Consider the following 25,564-nt stretch of genomic DNA (forward strand, 5'->3'; position numbering starts at 1 on the left):
CCACTGCCGCGACGGCACCATTCTATGTCAGGGGGTTTCGGAGCTTCCTGCACGCCGCACACCGTCCGCGTCGAGCCGTTCGTCCAGCCATCCTCGAAATGTCTGGACAGCGTGGGGAGCCCAGATGCTCTCGTCAGCCGCTCGGCCGGCCGTCTGAGGGTTCCGCACGACACGGATCCGTTCTGCGATCTGCGCAGCGTCCTGCACACGTTCGCCGAAAGCGTCGCCGATCACCCCAGCGGCGAAAGGGCTGTCACGCGGGATCACCTCACAACCGAATGCCCGCGCTTCGAAGAGCACGGTGCTCGCCTCGCCGAGGACCACGGTGGTCCGCTTCAACGACTCGTACACGTCCGGCTCCTCGTCGACGATCACTCCCGGCGCGGCGGAGAGTCGCGGGTAGCGACGCGCCGTCTCGTCCCGTTCGCCGGGATGCGGGCGGAAGACGATTGCCCAGCTGTCGTCGAGAAGTTCTCGGAGTTCGACGACCAACGCGTCGGTTCGTTCCGGGTGCGTGCGCGAAGACACCACGAGCAGCTGCGGAGCGCGACGTGCGGGCGCTGCGGCTGCCTGACGCTCGAGATGCGGCTTGCCTATCGCCGTCACCCGCCCGGGATGACGTATCGAATCAGACCAGAAGTCACCGAAGGTCAGCAGTTCGTCCGGCAACGCCCTGCGGAGCTCGGGCTCTTGAAACAGTCGGCCATAGTTGTACGCGGCGTGCGACGGACCGATCCAGCCGTGCTGAGGCTCCGCGACATAGGCCCCGCCATCTTTGAACAATCCGACCGACTCGCCGTGATAGGTATATGAGCCGTTGTCGAAGAGGACGACGCGGGGACGGACCCTCTCGATCAAGCGCCGCAGCTCGTCCAGCTGGGGCACGCGATAGTTCTCATCACGGATCGCACGCTGACGGATCTTCTCGAATGCCTGCGGTTCCTGACCCAGCCGACGAGCGAAATCGGAGAGGAGGGAGTCGATGGAACGCACAGCGGCCTCGGTGGGGTGCTTGCCCCGCACGCGCATGGTCACCCGCGCGTTCGCGGCATCCATGCTCACTGTCGGTTGGAACCAGGGTGGCCCCAGTGAAGAGGGCAACGGCTTCTGCTGGACGACGACCGCGCTCTCCGCTGCCGCCGCGAAGTCGTCGACGAGCCAGTTGCGCGCGGAACCTCGCTCGCCCGCGAGCGTGCCGCCGGCGACGTAGAAACAAACGTCGTGCTGTGCGGCCCGACGCGGTGCGTCCCACCGGCTGGGCAGCTGCGCTCTCGCCACGCGCCGCGCCTCCGCCCATCGGGACCAGGTCCCGGGCGCCACATCCAGGCTGCCGGTCGTCTGTGCGGACAGCAGCCAGGCCACTCGCATCCGCACCTGCGCCCAGAACGGTACTGACGCTCCGGGAAGGATCTCGCGAAGCACGTCCGGCGCGTCGTCTTCGAGAGCAAGCAACTTCCGCACCGCGTCGGAAGTTCGTGCGTCGAGGCCGTTCGGGTCGGAGCTCACAGATCGTCCCGTTGCCCCATGAGCCACTCGACGACGCGGAAGTCGAATTCGCTGTCCACATCGATCGAACGTTCGGTGGGCATCTCGTAGAGAATCGTGGAGGGGAGGAAGACCACCTGGTCCTGGAGCAGCGAATCCCGTCGCCACACGTAGATGGAGCCGTTCATGTCGAAGCATCGCGGTGCGTCCTGACGACGCAACACCGCATCACCAGGTTGCTTGCTCACGGCGACCGTGCCATCGGGTTGCTCTTCAACGAGATTGAAGTACGGGTTTCGTCTCGCCTCCGAACCCGTGATCAACGAGGCGGCATCCGACTCCTCGAACATCCGGACGGCGGTGCGGATATCGTCGAGGGTGCGCAACGGGCTCGTCGCGTCGAGGTCGACGCAAACAGCGTAGGTCTTTCCGGTGCGCTGCTCCGTTGTTCGTACGGCATGGGCGATGGCGGGGACCTTGCCAGCCGTGTCCGTGGCCATCTCCGCAGGGCGGCGCACGACGCCAGTGGCGCCGAACTCCGGAGCGAGGGCCAGGATCTCCTCAGAGTCGCTTGAGACGACGACCTCGTCGAAGAGCCCGGTCGCCGCCGCCTGCGCCACCGAGTGTCCGAACATCGGCCGTCCAGCGACGACTCGGAGGTTCTTGCCGGGGACGCCTTTCGACCCTGCGCGAACGGTGATCGTGCAGATCCTCATTCCTCTCTCCCTTCCCACGCCAGTCTCGCGCGTTCGAGATCCTCCGGCCGCCCCACATCGATCCACTCCTCGCGGATCTCATAGGCGGAGACCTGACGATCGGCAGCCATCAACTGCGCCAACAGGGTGGGCATGTCACAGTATTCGTCCTGCTCCAGGAGATCGAGTGCGCTCGGCTCGAGAACGTAGATCCCCGCGCTGACGAGCTCTCGGTGATAGGGCTTCTCCGCGAGTCCGACGACCCGATGCCCGTCACGGCGGAGTACCCCGTAAGGGATCTCGAAGCCGTACTCTCGCGCACCGATCGTCGCGTCAGCCTGCGCGTCGAGGTGGAAGCCGAGCATCCGTCGGAGGTCGACTTCCGTGAGCAGGTCAGAATTCATCACGACGAACGGCGAGTCGATCTCTCCGCGCAGCTGAGCCATCGCACCCGCGGTGCCGAGTGGCATCGGCTCATGCAGATAGGTGATTTCCAGTCCATGCTCCGTGCCATCGCCCAGATGCTCCTCGATCAGGTGCCCGAGGTGGTTCACGGAGACGTGCACCCGACGGAATCCCTGGCCGCGAAGCCGTCCCAGGATGATGTCGATCATCGGTGTGTCGCCCAGCGGCACGAGTGGTTTCGGAATGTCCTTCGTGATCGGGTAGAGCCGTTGGCCACGCCCGCCGGCCATGAGGACGACCGGAGTGGGAAGCGGAGTCGCGATGTGCTCGCCTTCACCTACGACATCGACGATTCGTCCCTCGTCGACCACAGCGACGACCCTGATGCCGCGCTGCGCTTTCAGCGCGTCCACGGCGTCCTGCGTCGCGGTCGGCGGCACCGTCGCCGGATTCGTGTTCATCACTCGGTCGACGCGGTCCTCGAGCGAAGCCCCTGCGAGCAACCCCCGGCGGATGTCCCCGTCGCTGACGGCACCGACGAGTCGGCCCGTTGCGTCCTCGACGAACACGACCTGCCGCCGACTGCGGTCGAGCTGGAAGAGCGCATCGCGGATGCTGGTGCCCGGGTACACGGACAGATCGGTGTTCGAGCTCATGCCGACTCCCTCCTCTCGGATCCGGTCGCTCGTGCTGGCACGCCGACGACGACTGCTCCTGTCGGAACGTCCGCGATCACGACGGCACCGGCTCCGACGACGCTACCGGATCCCAGCGACACCCCCTGGATGACGCGGGCGCCGAGGCCGATGTGAGCTCCGTGGCCGATCCGGACGCCACCCGCGACGACCGCGCCTGGAGACACGTGCACGTGGGCGCCCACGACCGCATCGTGTTCGACGATCGCACCGGAGTTGATCAGCACGTTCTCCCCGATGACGGCTCCGGTGTTCACGAACGCTCCCGCGAGCACCTGGACGCCATCGTGCAGCTCAGCCCCCGGGTCGACGAATGCCCGCGGGTGCACGATCTGCGCGGCACGGAAACCGCGCGCCACCGCCCGTTCGTAGACGTCGCGCCTGGCCCGGGTGGATGAGGTCGAACCCAGACCGTTGACGAAGAGCACCTCGTCAGGGTCGAGCGTTGCGAGTACGCCATCGTCGCCGAGATACGGGCAATCCGCGCCGACGTCACCCTCCTGTGGCGCGAGATACCCCAGGACGGTGACCTCCTCGGCACGCAGCGCCGCGAGGACGGATCTCGCGTGTCCGCCGCCGCCGAGCAGGATCAGCTCAGCCATCGATGAGCTCGCCGCGGCGATAGGACCGGGAAGCGGTGCCACCGACGACCTCCCAGAAATCGAAGGGGGTGCGGCCAGTCGCCGGTCGGAAGCACGCGACCGCATCCTCTGTGATCATCGATCCTGCTGCGATGTCGCGCGTGGCCACCAGACTGCGCCGCACGACCTGTCGATTTCCTTCTTCGACACTCTGCGCCCTCTTCTCCGACGATCCGAGCATGGTCGGCACCCGTCGTAGCGCAGCGACGTAATCCCGCAACCCGTCGGGATCCAGAGACGCAGCATGGTCCGGGCCGTCCGCGGTCACGTCGAAAGTGAAGTGCTTCTCCAGGACGGTCGCTCCGAGCCCAACAGCGAGCACGGACGCGAGCGCCCCGAGCGAGTGGTCGGAGTAGCCCACCCGGTGTCCGAAAGCCCCCGCTATGGTCTGCATGGCACGCAGGTTGAGGTGCTGGTCGGCGGCGGGGTACTCAGTCGTGCAGTGGAGGACCGTCACGTGTTCGGCGAACCGGACGTACTGGTCTCGCGCCTCCCACGCCCTCTCCAGCGCCCCCTCCGTGAGGCGCTCCGATCGATCGAGCACACCGTGTGCCTGCGCCACGCCGGCGGCGAGGAATCGCAATGCTCTCGCGATCTCCTCCATATCCGCCATTCCCGTGGACAGGATCACCGGAAGCCCGCTACGTCCTGCCTTGACCAGGAGCGGAGCAAAGGTGAGATCGCCGGATGCGATCTTCACGACCGGTATTCCCAGCTCCTCGATGAGGAAATCGAGTCCATCGAGATCGAACGCCGTGGAGAGGAAGCCGATACCCTGCTGGTCGCAATGCGCCCGCAGGGCCCTGAACTCGTCATGAGTCAGCTCGAGCCCGCGGAGGAGGTCATGCTGGCTGCGCACGTCCTGGTCGGAGAGACGCTGGTAGTCTGCAAGGTCCGCGGACTCCAGCGCGAGAGCATCGGCGGAGAAGGTCTGAAACTTCACGGCGTCGGCGCCGGCGTCGGCGGCGAGATCGACCAGGTCCTTGGCGATGGAGAGAGAACCGTTGTGGTTCACCCCGGCCTCCGCAATCACAAAGACGTCAGCGGTCATTGTCATCTCCCCTCTCGAGATCGTGGAAGGACTTCTTCGGAGGCTGCGGAATCTCCGCGTCCCGGAGAGTGGTGGCGGTGCGCGCAGCGAAACCCGGGGTCCCGAAGGGACTCTCGTCGGCGATCACCGGTCCAGAGGCTATCCGTCGTCGAATCGCCGCGGCGATAGCGTCCGCCGTGGGTTCTGGCACGTCGACGCTCTCAGCGATCGGCCTGCCCTTCTGACGGTCGCCGACCAGCACCGATGGGATGCCAAGTACCGGTGCCTCGAGGACGGTGCTCGACGAGTTTCCCGCCACGACCGATGCTGCGCGCATCGTGCTGAGGTACGCGCGCTGCCCGAAGGACTCGACATAGTCGACCCGCTCGGGATGCTCGGAAACGAATCGGGAGATCCGCTCGCGGACGGCCTCGGTGCCGATGTCCGAGTTCGAACCTGTGATGACGATATGCAGGTCGTCCACCGCCAAGAGTCCGTCGAGGAGCTCTTCCAGCAGCTGCTCTGCAGGTGCGACGTCCATGATCGCGGGGTGGAAGGTCACGAGTGCGCTCGGCTCGGGAAGTCGGATGCCGAATCGCTCCTCCACCTCGTGACGCGGCATCGCATCGAACGTGTCGAGGATGTCAACGATCGGCGCGCCGTGGAAGAACACTCGCTGAGGCTCCTCCCCCAGCTGGATCACTCGACGACGATGCTCCGCCGTCGAGGTGAAGTGCAGATACGCCATCTTGGTGATCGAGTGCCGGAGCGCGTCGTCCATCGCCCCCTCGGTGATCTCTCCGCCGTGGATGTGCGCAACGGGCACCGACAGGATCGTCGCCGCAACGGCGACCGCGAAAGCCTCCAGACGGTCCCCGAGCACCACGACGATGTCAGGCGCGATCTCCTGCAACGCGTTGGCATAGCTGGGCAGAGCACGCCCGATGTCGGCGGCTGCCGCGAGCGCCGTGTCCGCTCCTGACCAGATGGGTACCGAAGCGGCGACGGTGAACCCATCGCGCTCGATCTCGGAGACGGTGCGCCCGAATGCATCGCTGAGGTGGGTGCCCGTGACGATCAGCTGCAGGTCCAACCGCGGATCGTCCTCGATCGCCCGAAGCAACCCTCGAAGCAGACCGTAGTCCGCACGAGTTCCGGTGACGACGGCGATCGTTCTCATGCCGCTGCCAGGGCCGGAGAACTCGGCAGACAGACGACGGACGCGTGCAGGGTCTCCGCGACGGGCAGAGGCGCGTGCGGCAGGTGACGGTACGGTGCCTGTGCGTGCAGGAGGTTCCAGAACGGGCGACATTGCAGACCGGCGTCGTTGGCCGCCTCGAGGAGGGCGTTTCGGCGTGCGAGGCCGCCGGCTACGCGCACCGCGCAGAGCCAGTAGTTGCTCTCGGTTCCCTGCAGCTCGGTGAGGAACTCGACGTCGGGGGCGCCGAGGAAAGCGGCCTGGTAGCGGGCGGCGAGCCGCCGCTTGTCGGCGAGGAAGCCTGGCAGTCGCTCCAGCTGGGCCACGCCGAGTGCGGCATTGAGATTCGGCATCCGATAGTTGTATGCCACCTCGTCATGCTCGAACTCCCATCGGTGCGGGAGCTTGGCCGTCGTGGTGAGATGGCGCGCTCGTCGGGCGAGCTCATCGTCGTCGGTGAGGATCATCCCACCCCCGCCCGTGGTGAGGATCTTGTTTCCGTTGAAGCTCAGGATGCCTAGCCGACCGAACGTGCCGGTGTGCACCTCGCCGACGCGGCTGCCGAGCGACTCCGCGGCGTCCTCGACCACCGGGATCTCATACTCCCCCGCCAGCGCGACGAGTTCCGCGATGTGCATCGGATGTCCCAGCGTGTGCATCGGGACGATCGCCGCGATCCTCCGGCCTGTGGCCGCGTTCACCAATCCCTCGGACGTGGATCGGGCGGAGCGCAGTACATCCGCGACAGCAGCGACGGAGAGGCCGAGCGTGGTCTCATCGCTGTCGACGAAGTAGGGCTGCGCTCCGGTATGTGAGACCGCGTTCGCGGTCGCCACGAAAGACAGGGCGGGGACGATCACATCATCTCCCTCGCCGGCACCGACGAGTTCCAACGCCACCTGCAGCGCGGACGTCCCGTTGGACACGGCGATCGCGTGCCGCGCACCGGTGAAGTCGGCGACACCTTGTTCGAACTCCGTCACGAAGGCGCCGACACTCGATACGAAGGTCGAGTCGAGGCACTCGCGCACCCGTTGTTTCTCCCGCTCAGTGATGTCGGGAACGTGCAGACCGACGAACGGCTCGGCCCCGACGACGCCACGGATCGTACGGACGAAGTCTTCGGGCGCGCTCATACGATGTACGCGTCGGTGCGGTAGCGCGCCAGGTTGACGGGGTCCGTGAACCACTCCGCCGTGGCACGGAGGCCCTCACGGAAGCCGTCGACACCATCGTGCTTCGGCTGCCACCCGAGAACCTCCCGAGCCTTGGTGTTGTCGGAGAAGAGTCGCTCCACCTCGGAGTTCGCGGGGCGCAGTCGCGCCGGATCTTCGGTGGCGACAGCATCAACGCCCATCACCTCGGCGATGAGATCGAAGGTCTGTCCGATGGACACCTCGAAACCGACGCCGAGGTTGATGACCTCTCCCACGCCGGCGGTGCTGGTCAGGGCAGTCGTGAAGCCGGAAACAGTGTCGGGGACGTAGGTGAAGTCACGCGTCGGCGAGAGCGCACCGAGCTGGACCTCCCGCTTGCCTGCGGCCAGCTGGCTGACGATCGTCGGGATCACCGCACGAGCGGACTGTCGCGGGCCGAACGTGTTGAAGGGACGGATCGTGACGGCGGGCAGGCCGAAGGAGGCGTGATACGCGTTCACCATCTGGTCTGCTGCGATCTTGGACGCCGAGTACGGCGACTGACCCTGCAGCGGGTGGCCCTCGTCCATGGGAACGTACCGCGCGGTTCCGTACACTTCGCTCGTCGAGGTGTGTATGAACCGGCTGACGTCCGCCGCACGCGCCGCGTTGAGCAGATTGAGCGTGCCTTGGATGTTCGTCTGCACGTACAGATCGGGAGCCGCGTAGGAGTACGGGATGGCGATGAGGGCAGCCAGATGAAGCACCGCGTCGCGGCCGCTCACCGCGGACAACATCAGGGCCGGATCGCGGACGTCCCCGGGCAGGAACTCGATCTCCCGCGCGACCTCGTCCGAGATGCCGTCGAGCCACCCGCGGGAGTCGAACGAGTTGTAGAGCACGAGCGCTCGGACGTCGTGACCATCTCTGACGAGCTGCTCCGCGAGGTGCGATCCGATGAATCCGTCAGCTCCTGTGAGCAGTACCTTCATGCCACCAGTCTATCCGAGCTCGCTTCCCTCCTACTTGGTGTACGACAGCGTGCCGTTGGCGAAGGACTGCGTGCACGTGGTCGCCGTACACGTCTCCGCGCTCGTCGGCCAGCCCAAGTCGCCACGGATCCATCCGCGCGCACTGTAGAGCTTCATCATGGCGGCGGAGGAGGCGAATGTGCCGGAGGCGGAGGAGTGGACCCACCCGCCGGTGAATGCCTGGCCGAAGCCGTTGCCGTTCGGATCGGTGACGGTCTGCACCGCGGAATCCGCTATGCCGAGCGTGCTCTTGGCGCCCCCCAACGAGCTGTAAAGGCGCGAGATCTCCGCGTTCGTCGACGTGAGGAAGACATCCTCCTGCGGCCCACGGACTCGGATCGCGCCGTTATCGAATGCCTGCCGGCAAACTCCGTCCACGCACGATTCCGCGCTGACGGGCCATCCCAAGGCTCCCCGCACCCACCCGGCGGGGCTGTACGCGTCCATGATCGTCGTCGAGGAAGTGAACGTTCCTTTTGCCGAGGAGTGGATCCAGCCGCCGTCGAACTTCTGGGCGAACCCGTTGCCGTTCTTGTCCGTGACCGTCTGGACCGCCGCCGCTGCATTGCCGAGGAATCCGGCGGCTCCCCCGGCGGCCTCGTAGGCTTTCTGGATCGCTGCGTTGTCTGCCGTAAGGATCGTGACCGCAGGGGACCCGACCTGATAACGGATCGTGCCTCCGGTGAACGACTGGACACACGACCCGGCGTTGCATGTCTCCGCAGTCGTCGGCCAGCCGAGAGGACCTCGGAGCCACCCCGCCGCGCTGTACGCCTTCATGATCGCCGCCGAAGAGGAGAACGACCCGCTTGCAGAGGAGTGGATCCAACCACCGGCGAACTTCTGCGCGAGACCATTGCCGTTCTTGTCCGTCACCGCGGTCTCAGCACCGGTCGGCCACCCCAGGCTACCCCGCAGCCAACCAGCCGCGCTGTACGCCTTCATGATCGCCGCGGACGAGGAGAAGGATCCCTTCGCAGACGAGTGGATCCATCCACCGGCAAACTGCTGAGCGACGCCGTTTCCATTCGGGTCCGTCACCGCAGCCTCCGCCGCGATAGGCCATCCCAGCTCGCCCCGAACCCACCCGGCCGCGCTGTACGCCGTCATGATGCGCGTCGACGAGGCGTACGAACCTTTGGCCGAGGAATGAATCCACCCGTTCGCGAATCGCTGCGCGTCACCATTGCCCTGCGGGTCGGTCACGTGCTGCACCGCAGCCGTAGGCGCGCCGATCCACCCCGCGGTCCCTCCGATGCTCTCGTGCAGGGCACGAATGCTCGCCGTCAGCTTCGTGCCGTCGGAGCCCGCGGTCGCCGCGGAGAGCGTACCGTTCGCGAATGCCTGCGTGCACCCGAGATCGTTGCATGTCTCCGCTCCGCTCGGCCAACCCAGGGTGCCCCGGATCCATCCGGCGGCCGAGTACTGAGCCATGAGTTGAGACGACGTCACGAACGTACCGCGCGCGCTCGAGTGGATCCAGCCGCCTGCGAACTGCTGCGCGTAACCGTTGCCGTTCTTGTCGGTAACCCGCTGCACAGCCTTCAGGGGATACCCCAGCGGGCCCGTGGATCCACCGGACGCCTGATAGGCCGTTTTGATCGCGGCATTCGTGACCTCCGCAGCCGGGCCCGCCGCTGCGCCCTTCGTGTACTGGAGCACACCGCGCTGGAAGGTCTGAACACAGACATCGCCTGAACACGTCTCCGCTCCAGTCGGCCACCCGTAGGCTCCCCGCACCCACCCCACTTTGCTGTACGCCGTCATGATTGTCGCCGAGGAGGAGAAAGTCCCGGACGCGGATGAATGAACCCATCCGCCGTCGAACTTCTGTGCGAGACCATCGCCATTGGGATCGACGACCGTCTGCAACGCCGCGGCCGCGTATCCCAGAGGCCCGCTCGCGCCGCCCTGGGCGACATAGACGGGTTTGATCTGAGGATCATCCACAGGGGGGACCACGTATGCGGGTTTGCCGGTGTCGTATCGGATCGCGCCACCGGCGAAACTCTGAACGCAGCGCTGCGACGCGCAGGACTCCGCGCTCGTCGGCCACCCGAGAGTGCCCCGGAGCCATCCTGCCGAGCTGTACGCCGTCATCACGGTCGACGAAGACGCGAATGTCCCACGCGTCGAGGAGTGGATCCATCCCTTGGAGAACTGCTGGGAGACTCCATCCCCGTTCGGATCGGTGACCGCCTTGGGCGTCGCAGCGGGGTAGCCGAGCTTTCCGCCCAATCCACCCTGAGCCGCGTACGCCGTGTACACGTCCCCGTACACCGTCAGCGGCCCGAGTGCGCGCGTCCAGGTGATGACGCCCTTCGCATAGGTCCAGGTGCATCGAGCCGACGAGCTCGAGCAGGAGGGCTGAGCGCCGGCCGCACCGAGGACACCGGACGAGCCTCCGAGATTCGTGTAGAGCCGCGCGATCTCGACCAGCGGGTCCACGGCCTGCGTGGACCCGAACCAATCAGTGAAGTAGTTGTAGAAGTTGCGGTTGCCGTACGCCGAGCAACTGTTGCCTTCGCCGTAGCCCGCGCGCAGGGCGGCAGCGTTGGGCTGGTACGGCGTGTAGTAGTAGAGCGCCGAGGTCGCCTTGTTCGCGACGTAGACCGGGGCCGACCCGCAAGACGCCTTCGGGTTGTAGAGGATGTTCCAAGTCTTGCCCGGCGCGTACCACTGGAACCACTTGCCCTCCATGTAGATCTGCATCTGACGCGCCGCGCCGTAGATCTGATGGAAGAAGCCGATGTAGTTCGGGTCGCACGGGGCTGTATCGGGACATCCCTGCCCCAGCGCGATCCGGTAGCGCCACGCGCTCGGCCAGACGTGGGTGATCAGCCCCTGCTCCTTCTGCAGCATGACGATCAACACCTGAGGGTTGATGTTGCAGGCCTGGGAGACTCGATAGATGATGCGGGCCGCAGACTCGTTCGCCGCCCCGGAGTAGCCGGAGCAGTACGCGTCCGCGGGCCGCGTGACGGTGTTCATCCGGAAGTCCTTGAGACAGACGATCGGCTCGTTGTTCTCATCCCGGCCGCCGAGGCATCGCGAGACCTTGCTGTTGAAGAAGCTCTGGATCTGCGCCTCGGTCATCGTCTTCTTGTTCGTGAACACGGCGTCGCTGATGATGTTTCCCGGCGTGAAGCCGACGAGCGTGCTCTTCGCGATCCCGGTCGCCGCCGGATCTGCCACGGCGCTCGCGACGCTCGCCGTGGGCGCGGAGACGGAGGCCTGGGCAGCAGCGGCGGGGACCACCGTGCCGATCACCAGAGCGGAGACAGCGAGGAAACAGGTGAGGAGTGGGTAGGTCCTCAGGGTGTTTCGCGAGCGTGGGGCACGTCGAGACATGTGACCAGTGTGACGGAAGTTGCGCGATGATGCCACTGTTGCGCCGTTCGCGACGCAAGTTTTCGGCGTGTCGCCCTGATGCGCAGGTGGTTCTCAGCGGATCACAGGTCGGCGTGCAGGCTCCAGAGGCGCTCCCCCGAGCTCGCCCAGGAGAACGCCCTCGACCGGTCGGACGCGAGAATCCGGAGTCGCTGGGCCGCTGGTCCCGCTGCCTGCGCGATCGCCTCCGCGATCTCGTCCGCTTCCACGAGCGTGCCACCGTCCGCGATGACGTCGCGATGGGAGCCGGTGTCGACAGCCACGACAGGGACTCCGAGGGCCATCGCCTCGACGGCCCGCCAGGGCCAGCCCGCGAAGTCACCGGTCGCAGCGAAGACCGACGCACCGGCGAGCACGGCCGCACGATCCTCGACCGCCAGCGCACCCCGCACATGGGCGCGACGCTCCGGGAGGCCTGCTGCGGATGCGATCTCGACGTAGCGAGGCTCCGCCCCGTCCGGAGCATCGAGCACGACAGCCTCGATCCCCGCCGCCACGGCCCCGCGGAAGCCGTCCCGCAAGGACGACTCCGACCCGGTGAGCACCACGTACTCGTCCGGCAGCGACAGCGCATTCCGGCGACGATCGGCGTCATCCGGGACGACGAACCCCCGAGGCGGCGCCCCCGCGATCACGCGCACACGATCGCCCAGACGTGCGAGTTCGGAGAGCCGCGCAGCGACCGCGTGCGAGGGCACCACGACGGCATCGGCATGTTTGACCGCCCGGCGGAGCATCCCTCGCTGCCAGGAGACCTGGTTCTTCGGCAGCAGCTCCGGCGCATCCCATGCGCGCAGGTCCCACAGGGTGACCGTCGTCTGGTCATCGTCGTGGACGCGATCGTGTTTCACGAGAGGAGCGAACAGGCTCGGCGAATGGATCATGCCTCCCCCGACCCCGGGAGCGATGCCGAGCTGCCAGGAGGCCGCCAGTTCACGACGCGCCAGACCGAGGGTGCGCACCTCTCCCACGCCGCGGATCGTCGCCTCCGAGCCCGCCGGAACGATGAGGTCCACCGTGCAACCGGAGGGTGCTGTCGCGATCACGCCGTCGGCCAGATCCACGGCGGCGGAGGCGAGATCGGGGTCGACGATCTGGCCGAGTTGATCCAGAACGAAACGCAGCCGAGCTCCCATGCGCTCAGGCTATCCTCGGGCTGCGACGCCCCCGTGGAGCGCACCACCCGTGGCGCATGAATATCAGCGTTCCCACAGTTTCCGGCCACCACCGGCACCACCGTTCATGCTTGAATGCTCGGGTGAGCGATGGCCGGCTTCCCGTCAGACGCCGATGGATCGGGTGGACCATCGGCGCGTTCCTCGCGTTGCTCCTCATCGCGATCGGGTGGGTCACCGTTCGGGGGATCGGCGCGGTGAACGACCTGCAGGACGTCGCAGACGGGGCGACGCAGCTGAAGAAGACGATCGCGGCGGGAGACCTCGACAGCGCGGAGCCGGTCGCCCGGAGCGTCGCACGCAGCGCAGCGTCGGCCGCCGACCTGACCTCGGACCCGGTGTGGCAGGCGTTCGCCCTCGTCCCCTGGCTCGGTCCGAACTTCCGTGCCGTGAGCGAGATCGCCGACATCGCTGACAGCGTCTCGACGGATGCCCTCGCCCCTCTGCTCGAGGTGGCGGACGGCCTCGATCTCGCAAGTCTCGGGTTCGTGGGCGGCACCATCGACCTCGCCCCGTTCGCCGAGATCGAGAAGCCGCTCGGCACGGCGAGCACCGCGCTCGGAACTGCGGAGCTGCAGGCCAGACGGATCGACGCCGACGCCACCCTCCCGCCGCTCGCAGAGGCCATCGATCAGATGCGGTCCGCCGTCACCGAGGCTGCCACCGCGGTCGGTGCACTCCACGGCGCCGCCGTCCTCCTGCCGACGATGCTCGGAGGGGAAGGCCCCCGCAACTACGTGCTGGCGATGCAGAACAATGCAGAACTGCGCTCGTCCGGCGGGATCATCGGCTCAGTCGCTCTGCTCCACGCGGAGAACGGGAAGATCACCCTCCAGAAGCAGGCTTCGACACGGGACTTCCCCGCCCTCGACACCCCCCTGCCGCTCAGCGATTCGACGGTCGCCCTGTTCGAGGATCGGCCGGGCCGCTTTCTCCAGAACATCACCAGCATCCCGGACTTCACCGAGGCCGGAGAGACCATCGCCGCGCGGTGGACGGGACGATTCGGTGGAACGGTCGATGGCGTCATCGCCGTCGACGCCATCGTCGCGGAGAACCTGATGGCCGTGACGGGAGATCTCACGTTCGGGCCGTTCACCGCGACCGCCGAGAACATCACCGGCATCCTGCTCTCGGAGATCTACGCGGCCGTCCCCGACCCTGCCGCACAGGATGAGATCTTCGCCCAAGCGGCCGGTGCGCTCTTCAGCGCTGCCTTGTCCGGTGGGGACCCGAAGGCGCTGATCGGAGCCCTGGCCGAATCCGCCGAGGAGGGCCGGATCCGCATCTGGAGTGCGCATGAGGACGAGGAGGAGTTTCTCGCCTCATCCGCGCTGGGAGGGACGATCCCCGAGGACGATGCGGACGCCACCTACGTGGGCGTACTGATCAACGACAGCACCGGCGGGAAGATGGACTACTACGCCCGCGGCGCCTTCTCGACTTCCGTGGGCACCTGCAACGGCGCGCCGACGACTCAGGTGCAAGTGACGTGGACCAACGCCGCGCCCGCGGACGCCGCGACATCCCTCCCCGCCTACGTCACCGGGGACGGCTACTACGGGGTCCCGGCCGGCACGGTGCGCACACTCATCGCGGTCTACGGCCCTGCCGGCGCGACGCCCTCCCACATCGACCGGGACGGCGAAGAGGAGGGCGTGCAGACCGCCATGCTCGATGGCCGCTCCGTGGTGCAGCACGAGGTCTCGCTCGCGCCGGGCGAGTCGACGACGATCACCGTGGAGTACCAGGGAACCGGCGCCGGAGAGCGGCTCACCCAGATCCTGCACACACCGCTGGTCGACGAGCCCGATGCGACACGCAAACCACTGACCTGCGCATCGTGACATTCCCGGCTCGATAGGGTACTGTCGACTCACTGGGGAATATCTGGAGTCTGCAAACCTGCCGTGGGGGCAGGGAGGCTCCACGCAGTCGGATGCAGGGGTGTATCCGGAGGCGATTCCGCGTGAAATTCTGGGGAGAAATCATGCTGAAGAAACTGGCTGCCATCAGCCTCACCGCTGGCGCGCTCGTACTCGCTGCGCCGGCCGTAGCGACGGCGGCGCCGACGCTCACGCCGACCGCGTCGTCCAACGACTACCCGACTCCTCCGGGGGTCAAAGTCAGCGACCCGATCATCGACACCTGCGAGGTCTCGACCATCGTCTTCGGAGCAGGGTACTTCCTGCCTTCCGAGAACGTGAGCGTCTCCATCTCCGGACTCGAGGCCGCTCGGGCCGCGGGTTCGGGCAGCACCGCTGGTGCAGACGGCGGACTGACCTACACGTTCCGACCCCCGGCCGATGGTGAGGGCTCGTACGCCGTCTCCTTCAACGGATCGCGTACGTACACCGCCACCATCACGGTGTCGCACGGCCACGACGCGGCCACGTCCTGCGACCACGATCCTGGTGTGGCTCCGGCGGGTACCGAGCTGCCGCTCACGGGCGGAGACAACGCGGCGTCTGCCGGCGGGTTCGAACTCGCCCTCACCGGCGGCAGCGTTTCGCCGTGGGTCCTCGGCGGTGGCGCCGCAGCGCTGGTCGCCGGTGGCGCCCTGGTCGCCGTCGGAGCATCTCGCCGCAAGCGCGCCTAGGTCCGGCTGCCGCCTCGCGCGGTGGTCGACTGGACGACGGTGATCCCTCCCCCTCCGATCACCGTCGTCTGGTGCGTCCGGCGGGCGCACCGCCAGCCCACGGCTCCTCCTCCTCCTCGACGGTGGTGACCGTGGGCTTCGTCGTGCACCCGGTGCCCGGCTCGCCCGTTCCCGCCGTGACTGAGTGCACCCGATGAGCGGAAGGCACCGCGTCAGGGCGCGGGGGTCGGCGTCTCCGTCGGGGGGTGCAACGTCTGCCGGATCAGGTCGTGGATGTACGCGTAGTCCGGCTGGTGCTCATCCACTCCGGAATCGGGGGTGAGCTCGATCGTCGTGACAGGCTGTTCCTTCGCCTTGAGCATCAGATCGAAGAACTCCGGCAGCTTGTCCGACGGGAGATCCGTGCTGATCAGAGCCGTCCCCGCCGCCGCCACCTCGTTGAACCTCGTGAGCACCGTCTGCGGGGTGAACTGCGCGAGGATCGCCTCCTGCAGCTCCCGCTGACGCTTCATCCGATCCCAGTCACTCGTCGTGTAGCGCGAACGGGCGTACCACTGGGCGGTGTCACCGTCCATCCGCTGCTCCCCCGGCTCGATCCAGCCGATAGCCCACTCGTTCACATCGGTGCCGGTCCAGCCCTCCGGCGGTCCGCCCTTGGGCAGACGCTCGGTGACGTTGATCTGCACTCCACCGAGGGCATCGACGAGCTCGGCGAACCCGTGCATGTCGACGAAGACGTAGTAGGGGATCTCGATTCCGAGAACACCCTCCGCCGCGTCCTTCGTCGCTTCGATACCCGGCTCGGAGCCGTTGGCCTTCGCGTCAGGGTAGAGCCCGGTGCCGCCGTCTTCCCGACACACCTCCGCGGCGTTGCGGATGTGGTTCATCCATCCGTTCCACCCGCAGGTGGAAGATCCGTGCCCTTCGAAGCCGTTCGGGTAGAGCTCCTGCATCGGGCTCCCCTCGCTGAACGGCGCGTTCGGGAGTTCACGCGGGATGCCGGTGATCGTCACGGCCCCGGTATCGGCGTTCACCGAGACGACCGAGATGCTGTCGAAGCGCATCGAGTCACGCCCGTCGCCGCTGTCTGCGCCGAGGAGCAGGATGTTGTAGTAACCGTCGCTCGGCTCGACGCTCGGTCCGCTCTGCCCGAAGATCGCCCCGATCGTGCTGCGAACCGACCCCACCGCGGTCGCGGCATACCCGACGCCACCGCTCACGAGCCCCAGCAGCACCAGCGCGACGACCGGGATGGCGAGGCGAGAGGGTCCGGGGACCTTCACGAGTCGCACCAGCCGCAGGGCATCGAAAGTCAACACGACCCAGAGCACGATGTAACCGACGAGAAGCACCTGGACGACGGTGAGGATCGCAGCGGAGAACAGCCCGCCTCCGATCGTGAGCCACAGCAGGGCCGGGCGGGCGAAGAGGGCGAGACCGAGCGCCACCACCACGAGCAGCCACGCCAGCAGAGTCGCGCCGAGCCCGAAGCGGCCGAGCCTGCGGTTGCCCGACAGCACCTGCGCAGATCCGGGGACCAGGAGATTGAGGGCTATGAGCCACCACCCGCGCTTGGCCATCATCCCCGGGTCAGCGACATCCGGGTGCCGCAGAGGGCGTGTCTCAATGAGCGGGCGCTGTGTTGCGCGCGGAGGCGCAAGGGTCACAGCGACCCCTTCAACCGTTCGTTCTTCTCCTCGACCTGTGTTTCGAGGTCTCGGGCGTACGCGTCCACCCGGTCGGCGAGATCCGCATCCGCCGTCCCCAGGATGCGGGCTGCCAGGAGCCCCGCGTTGCGGGCGCCGCCGATGGACACGGTCGCGACGGGGATGCCGGCGGGCATCTGCACGATCGAGAGCAGGGAGTCCATGCCGTCGAGGTAGGCGAGCGGCACGGGAACGCCGACCACGGGCAGCGGCGTCATCGAGGCGAGCATGCCCGGAAGGTGGGCCGCTCCCCCGGCGCCGGCGATGATCACGCGGATACCGCGGGACCGTGCCTCCCGCGCATACGACATGAGCTTGTCCGGTGTGCGGTGGGCCGAGACGACCTCGACCTCATGCGGGATGCCGAAGTCGGTGAGCGCCTGAGACGCATCGCTCATCACGCGCCAATCGGAATCGGATCCCATCACGACGCCGACCAGAGGGGCAGCGGAGGAGTGCAGTGGCTCAGTCACCAGATCAGGCTACGGTCTACCGCTGTGAGAAACCCCGAACGGCGCGCGTCTTGTCCCGCATGTCCGACCGTGAGAGGTGCGCCGGCGTACAGGATTCAGACGAAATGTGCGGCGGCCGCACGCGCGACGTACACGGCGTCGTCGAGATCGTCATCCGCGACGTTCACGTGACCGACCTTGCGACCGGGCCGTGGCGCCTTGCCGTACGTGTGGATCTTCGCCTGCGGGTGCTCGACCATCGCCGCGGGGAAGCGCTCCTCGAGCGTGCCCTCCGCCGGACCGCCGAGGATGTTCACCATCACCGACCAGGCTGCACGAGGAGCCGTGCTCCCCAACGGCAGATCGGCGACCGCGCGCAGATGCTGCTCGAACTGTCCGGTGACGGCGCCGTCCTGGCTCCAGTGACCGCTGTTGTGCGGTCGCATGGCCAGCTCGTTGACGAGGATCCGCTCATCGTCGGTCTCGAACAGCTCCACGGCGAGCATGCCCGTCACACCGAGTCCCTCCGCGATCGTGCGTCCGATCTCCTCAGCGACCTGCACGAGGCGCTCGGCTGCCGCGGGTGCCGGGGCGATGACCTCCGCGCACACGCCGTCGCGCTGCACCGTCTCCACCACGGGGTACGCGACAGTGTCGCCGCTGGGGCGACGCGCCACCTGCTGGGCGAGCTCGCGGACGAAGGGGACGAGTTCCTCTACGAGGAGTGCATCGTCTTCGGCCAGCGCATCGAGCCAGTCCTGCGCCTCTTCCGCCGCGCGGACGACTCGCACACCCTTGCCGTCGTAGCCGCCGCGAGGCGTCTTCACGACACCGGCGCCCGCGTGGGCATCGAGGAACGCCTGCAGCTCAGCGACGTCGCGCACCGCGGCCCAGTCCGGCTGAGGGACGCCGAGCTCGGCGAGGCGGGCGCGCATGACCAGCTTGTCCTGCGCGAACTGGAGAGCGTCGGGGCCCGGGTGCACGACCACACCATCGGCGACGAGGGCACGCAGCACGGACTGCGGCACGTGCTCGTGGTCGAACGTGACGACGTCGACTCCTGCGGCGAACGCACGCACCACGTCGATATCGCGATAGTCGCCTACCGCCGTCGCGGCGAGTCCGGCGGACATCCCTTCGTCTTCGGCGAGCACCCGGATCTCCAGCCCGAGTTCGACCGCCGGAGCGATCATCATCCGGGCCAGCTGCCCTCCACCGATCACGCCAACACGCAAAGCCATGTGCCGTCTCCCTTCGTCCGACCCCATTCTCCCGCACGTGCGCAGGAGGATCGGACACGTCTTACCTGCGCGATCGTCGATCGCCGGCAGGACGGATCGTGGTCACGCCGTATCGAACTCGTCTCCGCCCGCCTGCGCGTCGCGATGCGCCAGGATCTGCCCGACCTCGATCTGGTCGGCGAGAGTCTCATGGACCAGCGTCACGTTCGGTACGTTCGCGAGACGCATCGGCGCGTCGACGCCGTTCGACAGGGTGATCGTGCCCGCGCCCCACAAGCGCTGCAGCGGCCCGCGTCGGACGGCGATCGTGTAGCCGCGAGCGTGGGACATCTCCCGGCGTCGACGGGCACCGACGCCGTGGTGGGCGATGACACGTCTCGTCGTGACCGTCGTGCTCCGCGAGTACCAGACGATGAACGGTAGCACCACGGCGAGAAGCACCAGCGCACCCGCCGCAGAGAGCAGCATCCAGTCCTCATACCCCGCCGGGAGGTTGCCGTAGAAGTAGGCCGTCGCGCCGAATGTCGCGATGAGGACGAGTGCAGACCAGAACAGTCGACGGGCATGGCCCCGGAAGCGTGCGATCAGCAACTCCTCCGAAGGCGTGCCGGGCGGCGGCATCAGAGGCCGTCCGCCGAGCGTCACAGGCTGGGTCACCCCACCATTGTGCCTGTGATCCCCGACAAGCCCGTGTGTGTCTCGGCGTGTCAGCTTCCCGCAGGACGCACGTGCACGACGTCACCCGCGGATATCGCGTGCTCCACGCCCCCGGAGACGACCAGCAGTCGCCCTTCCGCATCGAGGCCGACAGCCGTGCCCTCCTGTGTGCGATCGCCCGGCATCGACACCCGGATCGTCTGCCCGACAGTCGCGCATCGTTCGGTGACGGCACCGTGGGCGCCGCTCGCGACGGCGTCTCCGGCGGCGGCGACGAGGTCCGTGAGCCGGGTGTCGAGCGACGTCACGTAGGTCGCGAGCAGCTGATCCTCGTCGACGTCGACGCCCTGCGCCGCGAACGATGTCGCCGTGGAGACGGGGAGCTGCTCCACCGTCATCGCCGTGTTCACTCCGGCGCCGACGATGATGGCGTCCGACGCCGCCTCAGCGAGGATTCCGCAGATCTTCCGACCGTCGACGAGCACGTCGTTCGGCCACTTCACCGCGACCTCCTCGTCCGGGAGCTGCGCGGCCACGGCCTCCGCCATCGCCAGTCCCGCGAGCAGCGGTATCCAGCCCCGCGACGCCGGTTCCGCCGGAAGAGCGCGCAACAGCACGGAAACCGCAAGGGCTGAACCATCCGGCGCCACCCAGGTCCGATCGAGCCGCCCCCGACCTGCGGTCTGGTCGTGGGTCGCCAGGATCGAGAGGTGCGGCCAGCCGTCCGCGTCGTGCGCATGCCCGCGAAGGTCGGCGTTGGTCGACCCCGTTCGCGCCACCAGTTCCAGGCGCGGCACGATCGCGGTGGAGCGCGGGAAGCCGATGCTCATGCGTCCTCTTCGTCGGCTTCTTCGTCGTCGTCATCCTCGTCTTCGCGGACCGCCCCGACCTCGTGGGCCTGCCATCGTTCCCACTCCTGCATGAGCCCGTCCACGGCGGCATGGAACTTCGCGGTCGCCACCCCCTGTGTGGTGTCACCGAAGTAGTGCTGCACCCACATCCGCAGTCGGGCGATCGCCGCCTCATCGACCCGCACCCGCTCGATCTCGGCGACGACGTCCGCCGCCGACTCGGCGGTCAGCCACTCGCAGTCGGACAGATAGCCCTGCGTGTCGACAGAGGCCTGGTCGTCCGTGGGGCGCGTGATCATCAGCGGCTTCCCCGCCGCGAGCCGGTCGTAGACCATGGCGGAGATGTCGACGATCGCGACGTCCGCGGCGGTGAGCTGCCAGCCGAGCTCGGGGCCGTCGTCATAGACGTGCTGGGCGCGCGGGTCCGCGGCGTTCGCTGCAGCGATAGCCGCGATGATCCGTCGATGCGCGGCACCGTAGGCCTCATCGACGACGCCACTGCGGGGATGCGGACGATAGATCACCCGGTGCTGTCCGGTGGCGAGCAGGCGTGCCACGAGGGTTTCGCCGTGCGATGCGATCGATCCGTAGTGCGCACTGGGCCGGTCGCCCTCCCACGTGGGGGCGTACAGCACGACCGTACGGTCATCGGGGACGAAGGGCAGCGTGCCGGAGTAGTGATCGGCCTGAGGTCGCCCGATCTCGATCGTGCGGCGATCCACGTCGTAGTCCCAGAGCGTCCGCGAGAGGCGGTCCCGCGCGGCCTGGCCGGCCACGAACGCATAGTCGTACGCCTTGTACTGGTTCGTGGTCATGTACATCTTGTCGGACTCGCCGTGGTTGATGAACACGTGCCACCGTCGCCCGTAACGGAACATCTGGAAGTTGCGGGTGTTCTGGTTGACGTACAGCACGATGCGGATGTCCTGCGTCGCGATGAAGCGCTCGAGATCGCGGACCTTCGGCACGAACGCGACCGGAGGCGAGGCCTCGTCCAGGAGCTTCTCGGTGCCCGTCGCCTGCCGCGAGAGCACGACGACCGGCCAGCGGCGGGCGAGCTCCGCGAGCGGACGATACCACTGCCGCATCTGGTACATGTTGACCGCACCGTCGGCGAAGTACACCGCCACTTTGAAGTGCCCCGTCGGATACGGCTCGGTTTCGGCGAGGCGACGACGCACCCGCTGGACGGCGGTCCGGGATGCGAGCGCCCGCTTCAGCAGACGGTACGCCTTCTTCGCGTCAGACAGTGCACCCATCCCTCCAGAGTAGTTCGTCCACGCGGGGTGCCCCGGCCGGTGAACGATCCGGGCTGCGACGCGCATGACGGCTTCCCCTCAGGCAAAGCCGGAAGCCGCCGTGACATGATCGTCATGTGCCAGCCGACGAGTCAGCCGCTCCCCTGCCCGGGGTGTCCTTCGTGATGCCGGTGCTCAACGAACACGCCTACCTGGAGCACGCGGTCGAGTCCGTGCTCGCTCAAGACGTCGATGTGCCCACGGAGCTCGTGCTGGCTCTCGGCCCCTCCACCGATGGGACGACGGAGCTGGCCCAGCGGCTCGCAGAGACGGACGAGCGCATCCGGCTCGTCGGCAACCCGGCCGCGCACATCCCCGTGGGGCTGAACGCCGCCATCCGCGCCAGCCGCTACGCGACGATCGTCCGCGTCGACGCGCACTCCGAACTCTCCCCCGGCTACGCCGCCCGAGCGCTGGCCACGCTGGAACGCACGGCGTCGGCCAACGTCGGCGGTGTCATGCACGCCGAAGGGCGTACGCCGTTCCAGAAATCCGTCGCACGCCTCTACAACTCCCCCGTCGGACTCGGCGGAGGCGCCTACCACGGAAGCTCGCAGGAGGGCGAGGCCGAGTCGGCCTACCTCGGCGTCATGCGCCGTGAGGTTCTCGACGAGGTCGGTCTCTTCGACGAGACGATCCGGCGCGGGGAGGACTGGGAGCTCAACCTCCGGATCCGACAGGCCGGCCACCGCGTCTGGTTCGACCCCGAGTTGTCTGTCACCTACTGGCCCCGGGAGAGCTGGACGCGGCTGGCGCGGCAGTTCCGCGCCACGGGGGCCTGGCGGGGCGAACTGGTACGCCGCTTCGGGCGACGCAACGGCCTCCGTTATTTCGCTCCCCCCGCGCTCGTCCTCGTGGCCGCGATCGCCCTCGTCCTGGGGGTGCTTCAGCTGGCCGGAGTGGTCGGCGGCCCCGCCTCCTGGATCGCCTCGATCCTCGTGTACGGGCCACTCGCCCTGTACGCGCTGCTGGTGCTGGGCGTCGCTCTCGCCCCCGGCGGCGGCGGCGCGCGCCAACGACTGTGGACTCTGCTCGTCCTGCCCACGATGCACCTCTCGTGGGGCATCGGGTTCCTCGGCGGCGTGCTCCGAGGCGCACGGGACACCGTGGACGCTTCGCGCTTGGGCACCCGGAACACGCCCCTCCCCTGAGACGGGTGAGCCGCCGGATCAGGGCGTGACGAAACCCAGGTCCAGGATGCGATCGACCACACGCTCGGCAGCACGGCCGTCGTCGCGGGAGTTGAACTGCCGGCGCCACGCCGCATAGCGCTCGGCGAACGTGGCCTCGTGTTCCGGGTCTTCGAGCGCCGCGGCCAGTTCCTCCTGAGTGCGCACCAGCGGACCCGGGGCCCGCTCCGCGAGGTCGAAGTAGAAACCTCGCAACTGACCGCGATAGTGGTCGAGATCCGGTACCAGGAAGTACATCGGCTTGCCCGTGACGCTGAAGTCGAACATCACCGAGGAGTAGTCGGTGATCAGCGCGTCCGCAGCGAGCAGCAGACGCGCGGTCTCCGGGTAGCCCGTCACGTCGATCACGCGCGCTCCGGCACGGTCTCGTCCTTGTTCCAGCGTCCGCGAGTGCCCACGCACGAGCACCACGGCATTCGCCTCTCGGGCGAGACGCTCCGCATCCACGAAGTCGACCATCTCCGCGCGATCGTCACGCCAGGTCGGGGCATAGAGAAGCACCCGCTCCTCGGGCTCGATGCCCAGATCCTTGCGGATCGCGGCGGGGTCACCCGTGATCAGCGCGTCGTTCCGGGGGTACCCCTCCACCCAGATCGGTCGTCCGAAGAACGCATATGCCTTGCGGAGTATGCGCTCGGAGTACGTGTTCTGAGCCAGCAGCACGTCCCATCGACGCGATTCCTTCACGACGGCGGCCATCCGACGCGGATCGAAACCGGGACGGTGCAGCGCGAGACGCTTCAACGGCGTCCCGTGCCAGGTCTGCACGACCTTCTGTCCGGGTTTGCGGGCGAAACGACGGCGCAGCCAGTCGTTCACGACGAGGAGCCGGGCAGCGCCCCGCGCGTGCCACCACTGCGGACTTCCTTCGACGACCGCGATCGCCCCGTCCGGCACCTCGACGGAGAGGTCGACGACGCTCCAGTAGCGCCGCACACCGGGCGCCCTCGCTGCGAGCTCCCGGTCGATCGCTCGCGGATTGCAGCCCACGCTGCGGCCGTAGAAGCTCTCGAAGAAGACCGCGTTCTCGGTGCCGCCGGACTGCGCGACGTAACGCTCCTCGAGGGTCGATCGTCCCTCGGCGGTCTCGTACACGGGGTCGATCGGCGGTGCGATGCGGACAGCGCTCCCGGTGACGGCGACGCGTACTCCGCGGAGGACGACGGGATCGATGCGCAGAGCGTCGAGGTCGACGTCTGCGATCCGCAGTTCATACGCGCCGGCGGGAAGCGGAAGCGAGGGCCCGCCCCAGCGCGAGGCCTGCAACGCGAACGTGGCCTTCCAGGTCTTGCCGCCTCCGCTGACGCGAGCGTCCACCCGCGCCCGCGGTCCGACGAGCGTCGCCGTGGCCGGACGCTGACCGGTCCCTGCGATGACCAGCGTCTCTGCCACGTCATCGATGCGGGCCGTTGTCATACTGCTCCCTTCGGCGCGGGGATCCCCCGTGCGCGGATCACGCGGTACACGCGCTCCGTGTTGCGACCGTCCCGATGCGCATGCATCGTCGCGCTGAGCGTAGCGGAACGTGCCGACGCCGCGTCGTACGAGTCGGCATCGGACAGGAGGTGCTCGAGCTGCGTGAGAAGCGACGGCCAGTCCGCGGCCGTCGCGGAGCCGGCGACCTCCTCGAACCGACCGTAGAAGCCTCGAGTGCGCGCGTACTCCGCCGCGTCCGGGGCCAGGAAGAGCACCGGCATCCTCAGCAGTCCGACGTCGTAAGCGAGCGAGGAGTAGTCGGTGACCAGCACATCGACGGCGGCGAGCGCAGGCGTCACATCGGCCAGGACGGACGCGCCGAGCGCGCGGACCCTCCGGCTCGGCAGCGGTGGCACATAGCCCCCCGCTCCCAGAGGGTGCGACCTCACGAGCAGCACCGCGTTCTGCTCTTCGAGGAGGCGGAGGATGGAGATCCACTCCGTAGCGGACGGTACCGCCGGATCGGGCGCTCCGTCACGCCAGGTCGGCGCATAGAGGATCGTCCGCGCCCCCTCCGGGATCTCCCCGACGACGCGGTGGAGAAGCGCGGAGGCCGCGCCCCGACGTTCCTCGCCCGAGCCGGCGGAGAGCACATCGACGCGGGGCTCACCGGTCACGACCACCCGATCGTCCCCGAGGCCGAATGCCGATTCCAATCGCCCCCTGGCACGGGTCGAAGCCGCCGGCAGCACTCGGATCCGCTGGGCGGTCGCACGGTACAGGAGGGCGATCACCCGGCGTAGAAGGGGCGCTCCGGGAACCTTCGGCACCTGCGTCGTGGCCGGCGAATCCAGTCCGATCCTCTTCAGCGGGATCCCGTGCCAGAGCTGGACGACGAACGCGCCGCCGACGGCGTAGCGGTTGACGTCGCCGAGACCGTGCGTCACGACGAGGACACCCGCTCCGGCTGTCGCCCACCAGCCGCGCAGACCGTTCTTCCGGACGAACCGGAGGCCGAGGGCGGTAGCCTCCCGCTCCTCGCGCGCGGACCCGGTGAGCCACAGGGTCTCGTGACCGAGCGAAGAAGCGTGGTGATACAGGGCGAGGGCTCCGTCGCCGATGCCTGCGCCGCAGCCGAACACCCAGCGTCGCCCACGCGGGACGAGGAAGGTGCCGAGGCGCCCGACGGCGTACAACGGGATCCGGAGCAGCTTGGCCGCGTTGCCGGAGCCGAAAGAGAAGGACGCCACCTCGCGAGCCTATCGCGGGGCGG

General features: G+C 67.8%; 22 protein-coding genes. 3 read left to right on the plus strand and 19 right to left on the minus strand.

Translation table 11 applies throughout. From position 1 onward, the window contains the following. Positions 1-27: 27 nt before the first annotated feature. The 10 genes from LVJ59_RS04580 to LVJ59_RS04625 all read right to left on the minus strand — a co-directional run bounded on the left by LVJ59_RS04580 (position 28) and on the right by LVJ59_RS04625 (position 12,842). Positions 28-1,506, minus strand: coding sequence for a hypothetical protein (locus tag LVJ59_RS04580; protein ID WP_232762160.1), 1,479 nt, complete (start codon positions 1,504-1,506; stop codon positions 28-30). Continuing rightward, positions 1,503-2,201 (minus strand): cytidylyltransferase domain-containing protein, encoded by a 699-nt coding sequence (locus LVJ59_RS04585; RefSeq protein ID WP_134353434.1) that lies wholly within the window; start codon positions 2,199-2,201, stop codon positions 1,503-1,505. The genes LVJ59_RS04580 and LVJ59_RS04585 overlap by 4 nt, the downstream gene beginning before the upstream one ends. Further along, entirely contained in the window at positions 2,198-3,241 is a 1,044-nt protein-coding gene (locus tag LVJ59_RS04590) for a nucleotidyltransferase family protein (RefSeq protein ID WP_232762161.1), read from the minus strand. The genes LVJ59_RS04585 and LVJ59_RS04590 overlap by 4 nt, the downstream gene beginning before the upstream one ends. Then, on the minus strand, positions 3,238-3,882 hold the full coding sequence (locus tag LVJ59_RS04595) for an acetyltransferase (protein ID WP_232762162.1): 645 nt from the start codon (positions 3,880-3,882) through the stop codon (positions 3,238-3,240). Before LVJ59_RS04595 ends, LVJ59_RS04590 begins: the two co-directional genes overlap by 4 nt. Then, a complete protein-coding gene (gene neuB, locus LVJ59_RS04600; protein WP_232762163.1) occupies positions 3,875-4,972 on the minus strand; it encodes an N-acetylneuraminate synthase in 1,098 nt (365 codons plus the stop codon). The genes LVJ59_RS04595 and neuB overlap by 8 nt, the downstream gene beginning before the upstream one ends. Beyond that, positions 4,962-6,131, minus strand: coding sequence for a UDP-N-acetylglucosamine 2-epimerase (neuC, locus tag LVJ59_RS04605; RefSeq protein WP_232762164.1), 1,170 nt, complete (start codon positions 6,129-6,131; stop codon positions 4,962-4,964). The genes neuB and neuC overlap by 11 nt, the downstream gene beginning before the upstream one ends. Next, positions 6,128-7,285 carry a LegC family aminotransferase gene (locus LVJ59_RS04610; protein WP_232762165.1) on the minus strand — a complete coding sequence of 386 codons (1,158 nt, stop codon included), beginning with the start codon at positions 7,283-7,285 and terminating at the stop codon, positions 6,128-6,130. Before LVJ59_RS04610 ends, neuC begins: the two co-directional genes overlap by 4 nt. Next, positions 7,282-8,277: a GDP-mannose 4,6-dehydratase gene (locus LVJ59_RS04615; RefSeq protein ID WP_232762166.1), complete on the minus strand. Its 996-nt coding sequence runs from the start codon at positions 8,275-8,277 to the stop codon at positions 7,282-7,284. Before LVJ59_RS04615 ends, LVJ59_RS04610 begins: the two co-directional genes overlap by 4 nt. Before the next feature lie 30 nt (positions 8,278-8,307). Then, positions 8,308-11,667, minus strand: a complete 3,360-nt coding sequence (locus LVJ59_RS04620; RefSeq protein ID WP_232762167.1) for a hypothetical protein — start codon at positions 11,665-11,667, stop codon at positions 8,308-8,310. Between the two features lie 101 nt (positions 11,668-11,768). Further along, positions 11,769-12,842, minus strand: coding sequence for a glycosyltransferase (locus LVJ59_RS04625; protein ID WP_232762168.1), 1,074 nt, complete (start codon positions 12,840-12,842; stop codon positions 11,769-11,771). A 122-nt stretch (positions 12,843-12,964) separates the two neighbouring features. Here LVJ59_RS04625 and LVJ59_RS04630 point away from each other — a divergent pair, with 122 nt between their 5' ends. Both LVJ59_RS04630 and LVJ59_RS04635 read left to right on the plus strand, forming a co-directional pair. Next, positions 12,965-14,728, plus strand: coding sequence for a DUF4012 domain-containing protein (locus tag LVJ59_RS04630; RefSeq protein WP_232762169.1), 1,764 nt, complete (start codon positions 12,965-12,967; stop codon positions 14,726-14,728). A 143-nt stretch (positions 14,729-14,871) separates the two neighbouring features. Further along, a complete protein-coding gene (locus LVJ59_RS04635) occupies positions 14,872-15,480 on the plus strand; it encodes a hypothetical protein (protein WP_232762170.1) in 609 nt (202 codons plus the stop codon). Between the two features lie 58 nt (positions 15,481-15,538). On the opposite strand, the gene LVJ59_RS17810 is transcribed toward LVJ59_RS04635, so the two are convergent. From LVJ59_RS17810 to LVJ59_RS04665, 7 genes are all read right to left on the minus strand, one after another. Further along, complete coding sequence (locus LVJ59_RS17810; protein WP_269816582.1) at positions 15,539-15,670, minus strand: hypothetical protein; 132 nt, start codon at positions 15,668-15,670, stop codon at positions 15,539-15,541. A gap of 22 nt (positions 15,671-15,692) precedes the next feature. After that, a complete protein-coding gene (locus tag LVJ59_RS04640; RefSeq protein ID WP_232762171.1) occupies positions 15,693-17,063 on the minus strand; it encodes an LCP family protein in 1,371 nt (456 codons plus the stop codon). Between the two features lie 80 nt (positions 17,064-17,143). Beyond that, positions 17,144-17,611 carry a 5-(carboxyamino)imidazole ribonucleotide mutase gene (purE, locus tag LVJ59_RS04645; RefSeq protein WP_047523092.1) on the minus strand — a complete coding sequence of 156 codons (468 nt, stop codon included), beginning with the start codon at positions 17,609-17,611 and terminating at the stop codon, positions 17,144-17,146. 143 nt (positions 17,612-17,754) lie between these two features. Further along, on the minus strand, positions 17,755-18,879 hold the full coding sequence (locus tag LVJ59_RS04650) for a 5-(carboxyamino)imidazole ribonucleotide synthase (protein ID WP_232762172.1): 1,125 nt from the start codon (positions 18,877-18,879) through the stop codon (positions 17,755-17,757). Positions 18,880-18,981: 102 nt separating this feature from the next. Further along, positions 18,982-19,500, minus strand: coding sequence for a PH domain-containing protein (locus LVJ59_RS04655; RefSeq protein ID WP_232763150.1), 519 nt, complete (start codon positions 19,498-19,500; stop codon positions 18,982-18,984). A gap of 86 nt (positions 19,501-19,586) precedes the next feature. Next, complete coding sequence (locus LVJ59_RS04660) at positions 19,587-20,366, minus strand: biotin--[acetyl-CoA-carboxylase] ligase (protein ID WP_232762173.1); 780 nt, start codon at positions 20,364-20,366, stop codon at positions 19,587-19,589. Continuing rightward, positions 20,363-21,646, minus strand: coding sequence for a CDP-glycerol glycerophosphotransferase family protein (locus LVJ59_RS04665; RefSeq protein WP_134353407.1), 1,284 nt, complete (start codon positions 21,644-21,646; stop codon positions 20,363-20,365). The genes LVJ59_RS04660 and LVJ59_RS04665 overlap by 4 nt, the downstream gene beginning before the upstream one ends. A gap of 116 nt (positions 21,647-21,762) precedes the next feature. Here LVJ59_RS04665 and LVJ59_RS04670 point away from each other — a divergent pair, with 116 nt between their 5' ends. Further along, complete coding sequence (locus LVJ59_RS04670) at positions 21,763-22,836, plus strand: glycosyltransferase family 2 protein (RefSeq protein ID WP_308191497.1); 1,074 nt, start codon at positions 21,763-21,765, stop codon at positions 22,834-22,836. 18 nt (positions 22,837-22,854) lie between these two features. Here LVJ59_RS04670 and LVJ59_RS04675 read toward each other — a convergent pair whose 3' ends face one another. Together LVJ59_RS04675 and LVJ59_RS04680 are read right to left on the minus strand one after the other, a co-directional pair. Continuing rightward, positions 22,855-24,291, minus strand: coding sequence for a CDP-glycerol glycerophosphotransferase family protein (locus LVJ59_RS04675; RefSeq protein ID WP_232762174.1), 1,437 nt, complete (start codon positions 24,289-24,291; stop codon positions 22,855-22,857). Then, positions 24,288-25,541 (minus strand): CDP-glycerol glycerophosphotransferase family protein, encoded by a 1,254-nt coding sequence (locus LVJ59_RS04680; protein WP_232762175.1) that lies wholly within the window; start codon positions 25,539-25,541, stop codon positions 24,288-24,290. Before LVJ59_RS04680 ends, LVJ59_RS04675 begins: the two co-directional genes overlap by 4 nt. Between the last annotated feature and the right edge of the window lie 23 nt (positions 25,542-25,564).

Source organism: Microbacterium sp. KKR3/1, from assembly GCF_021272365.1.
Taxonomy (GTDB): domain Bacteria; phylum Actinomycetota; class Actinomycetes; order Actinomycetales; family Microbacteriaceae; genus Microbacterium; species Microbacterium aurugineum.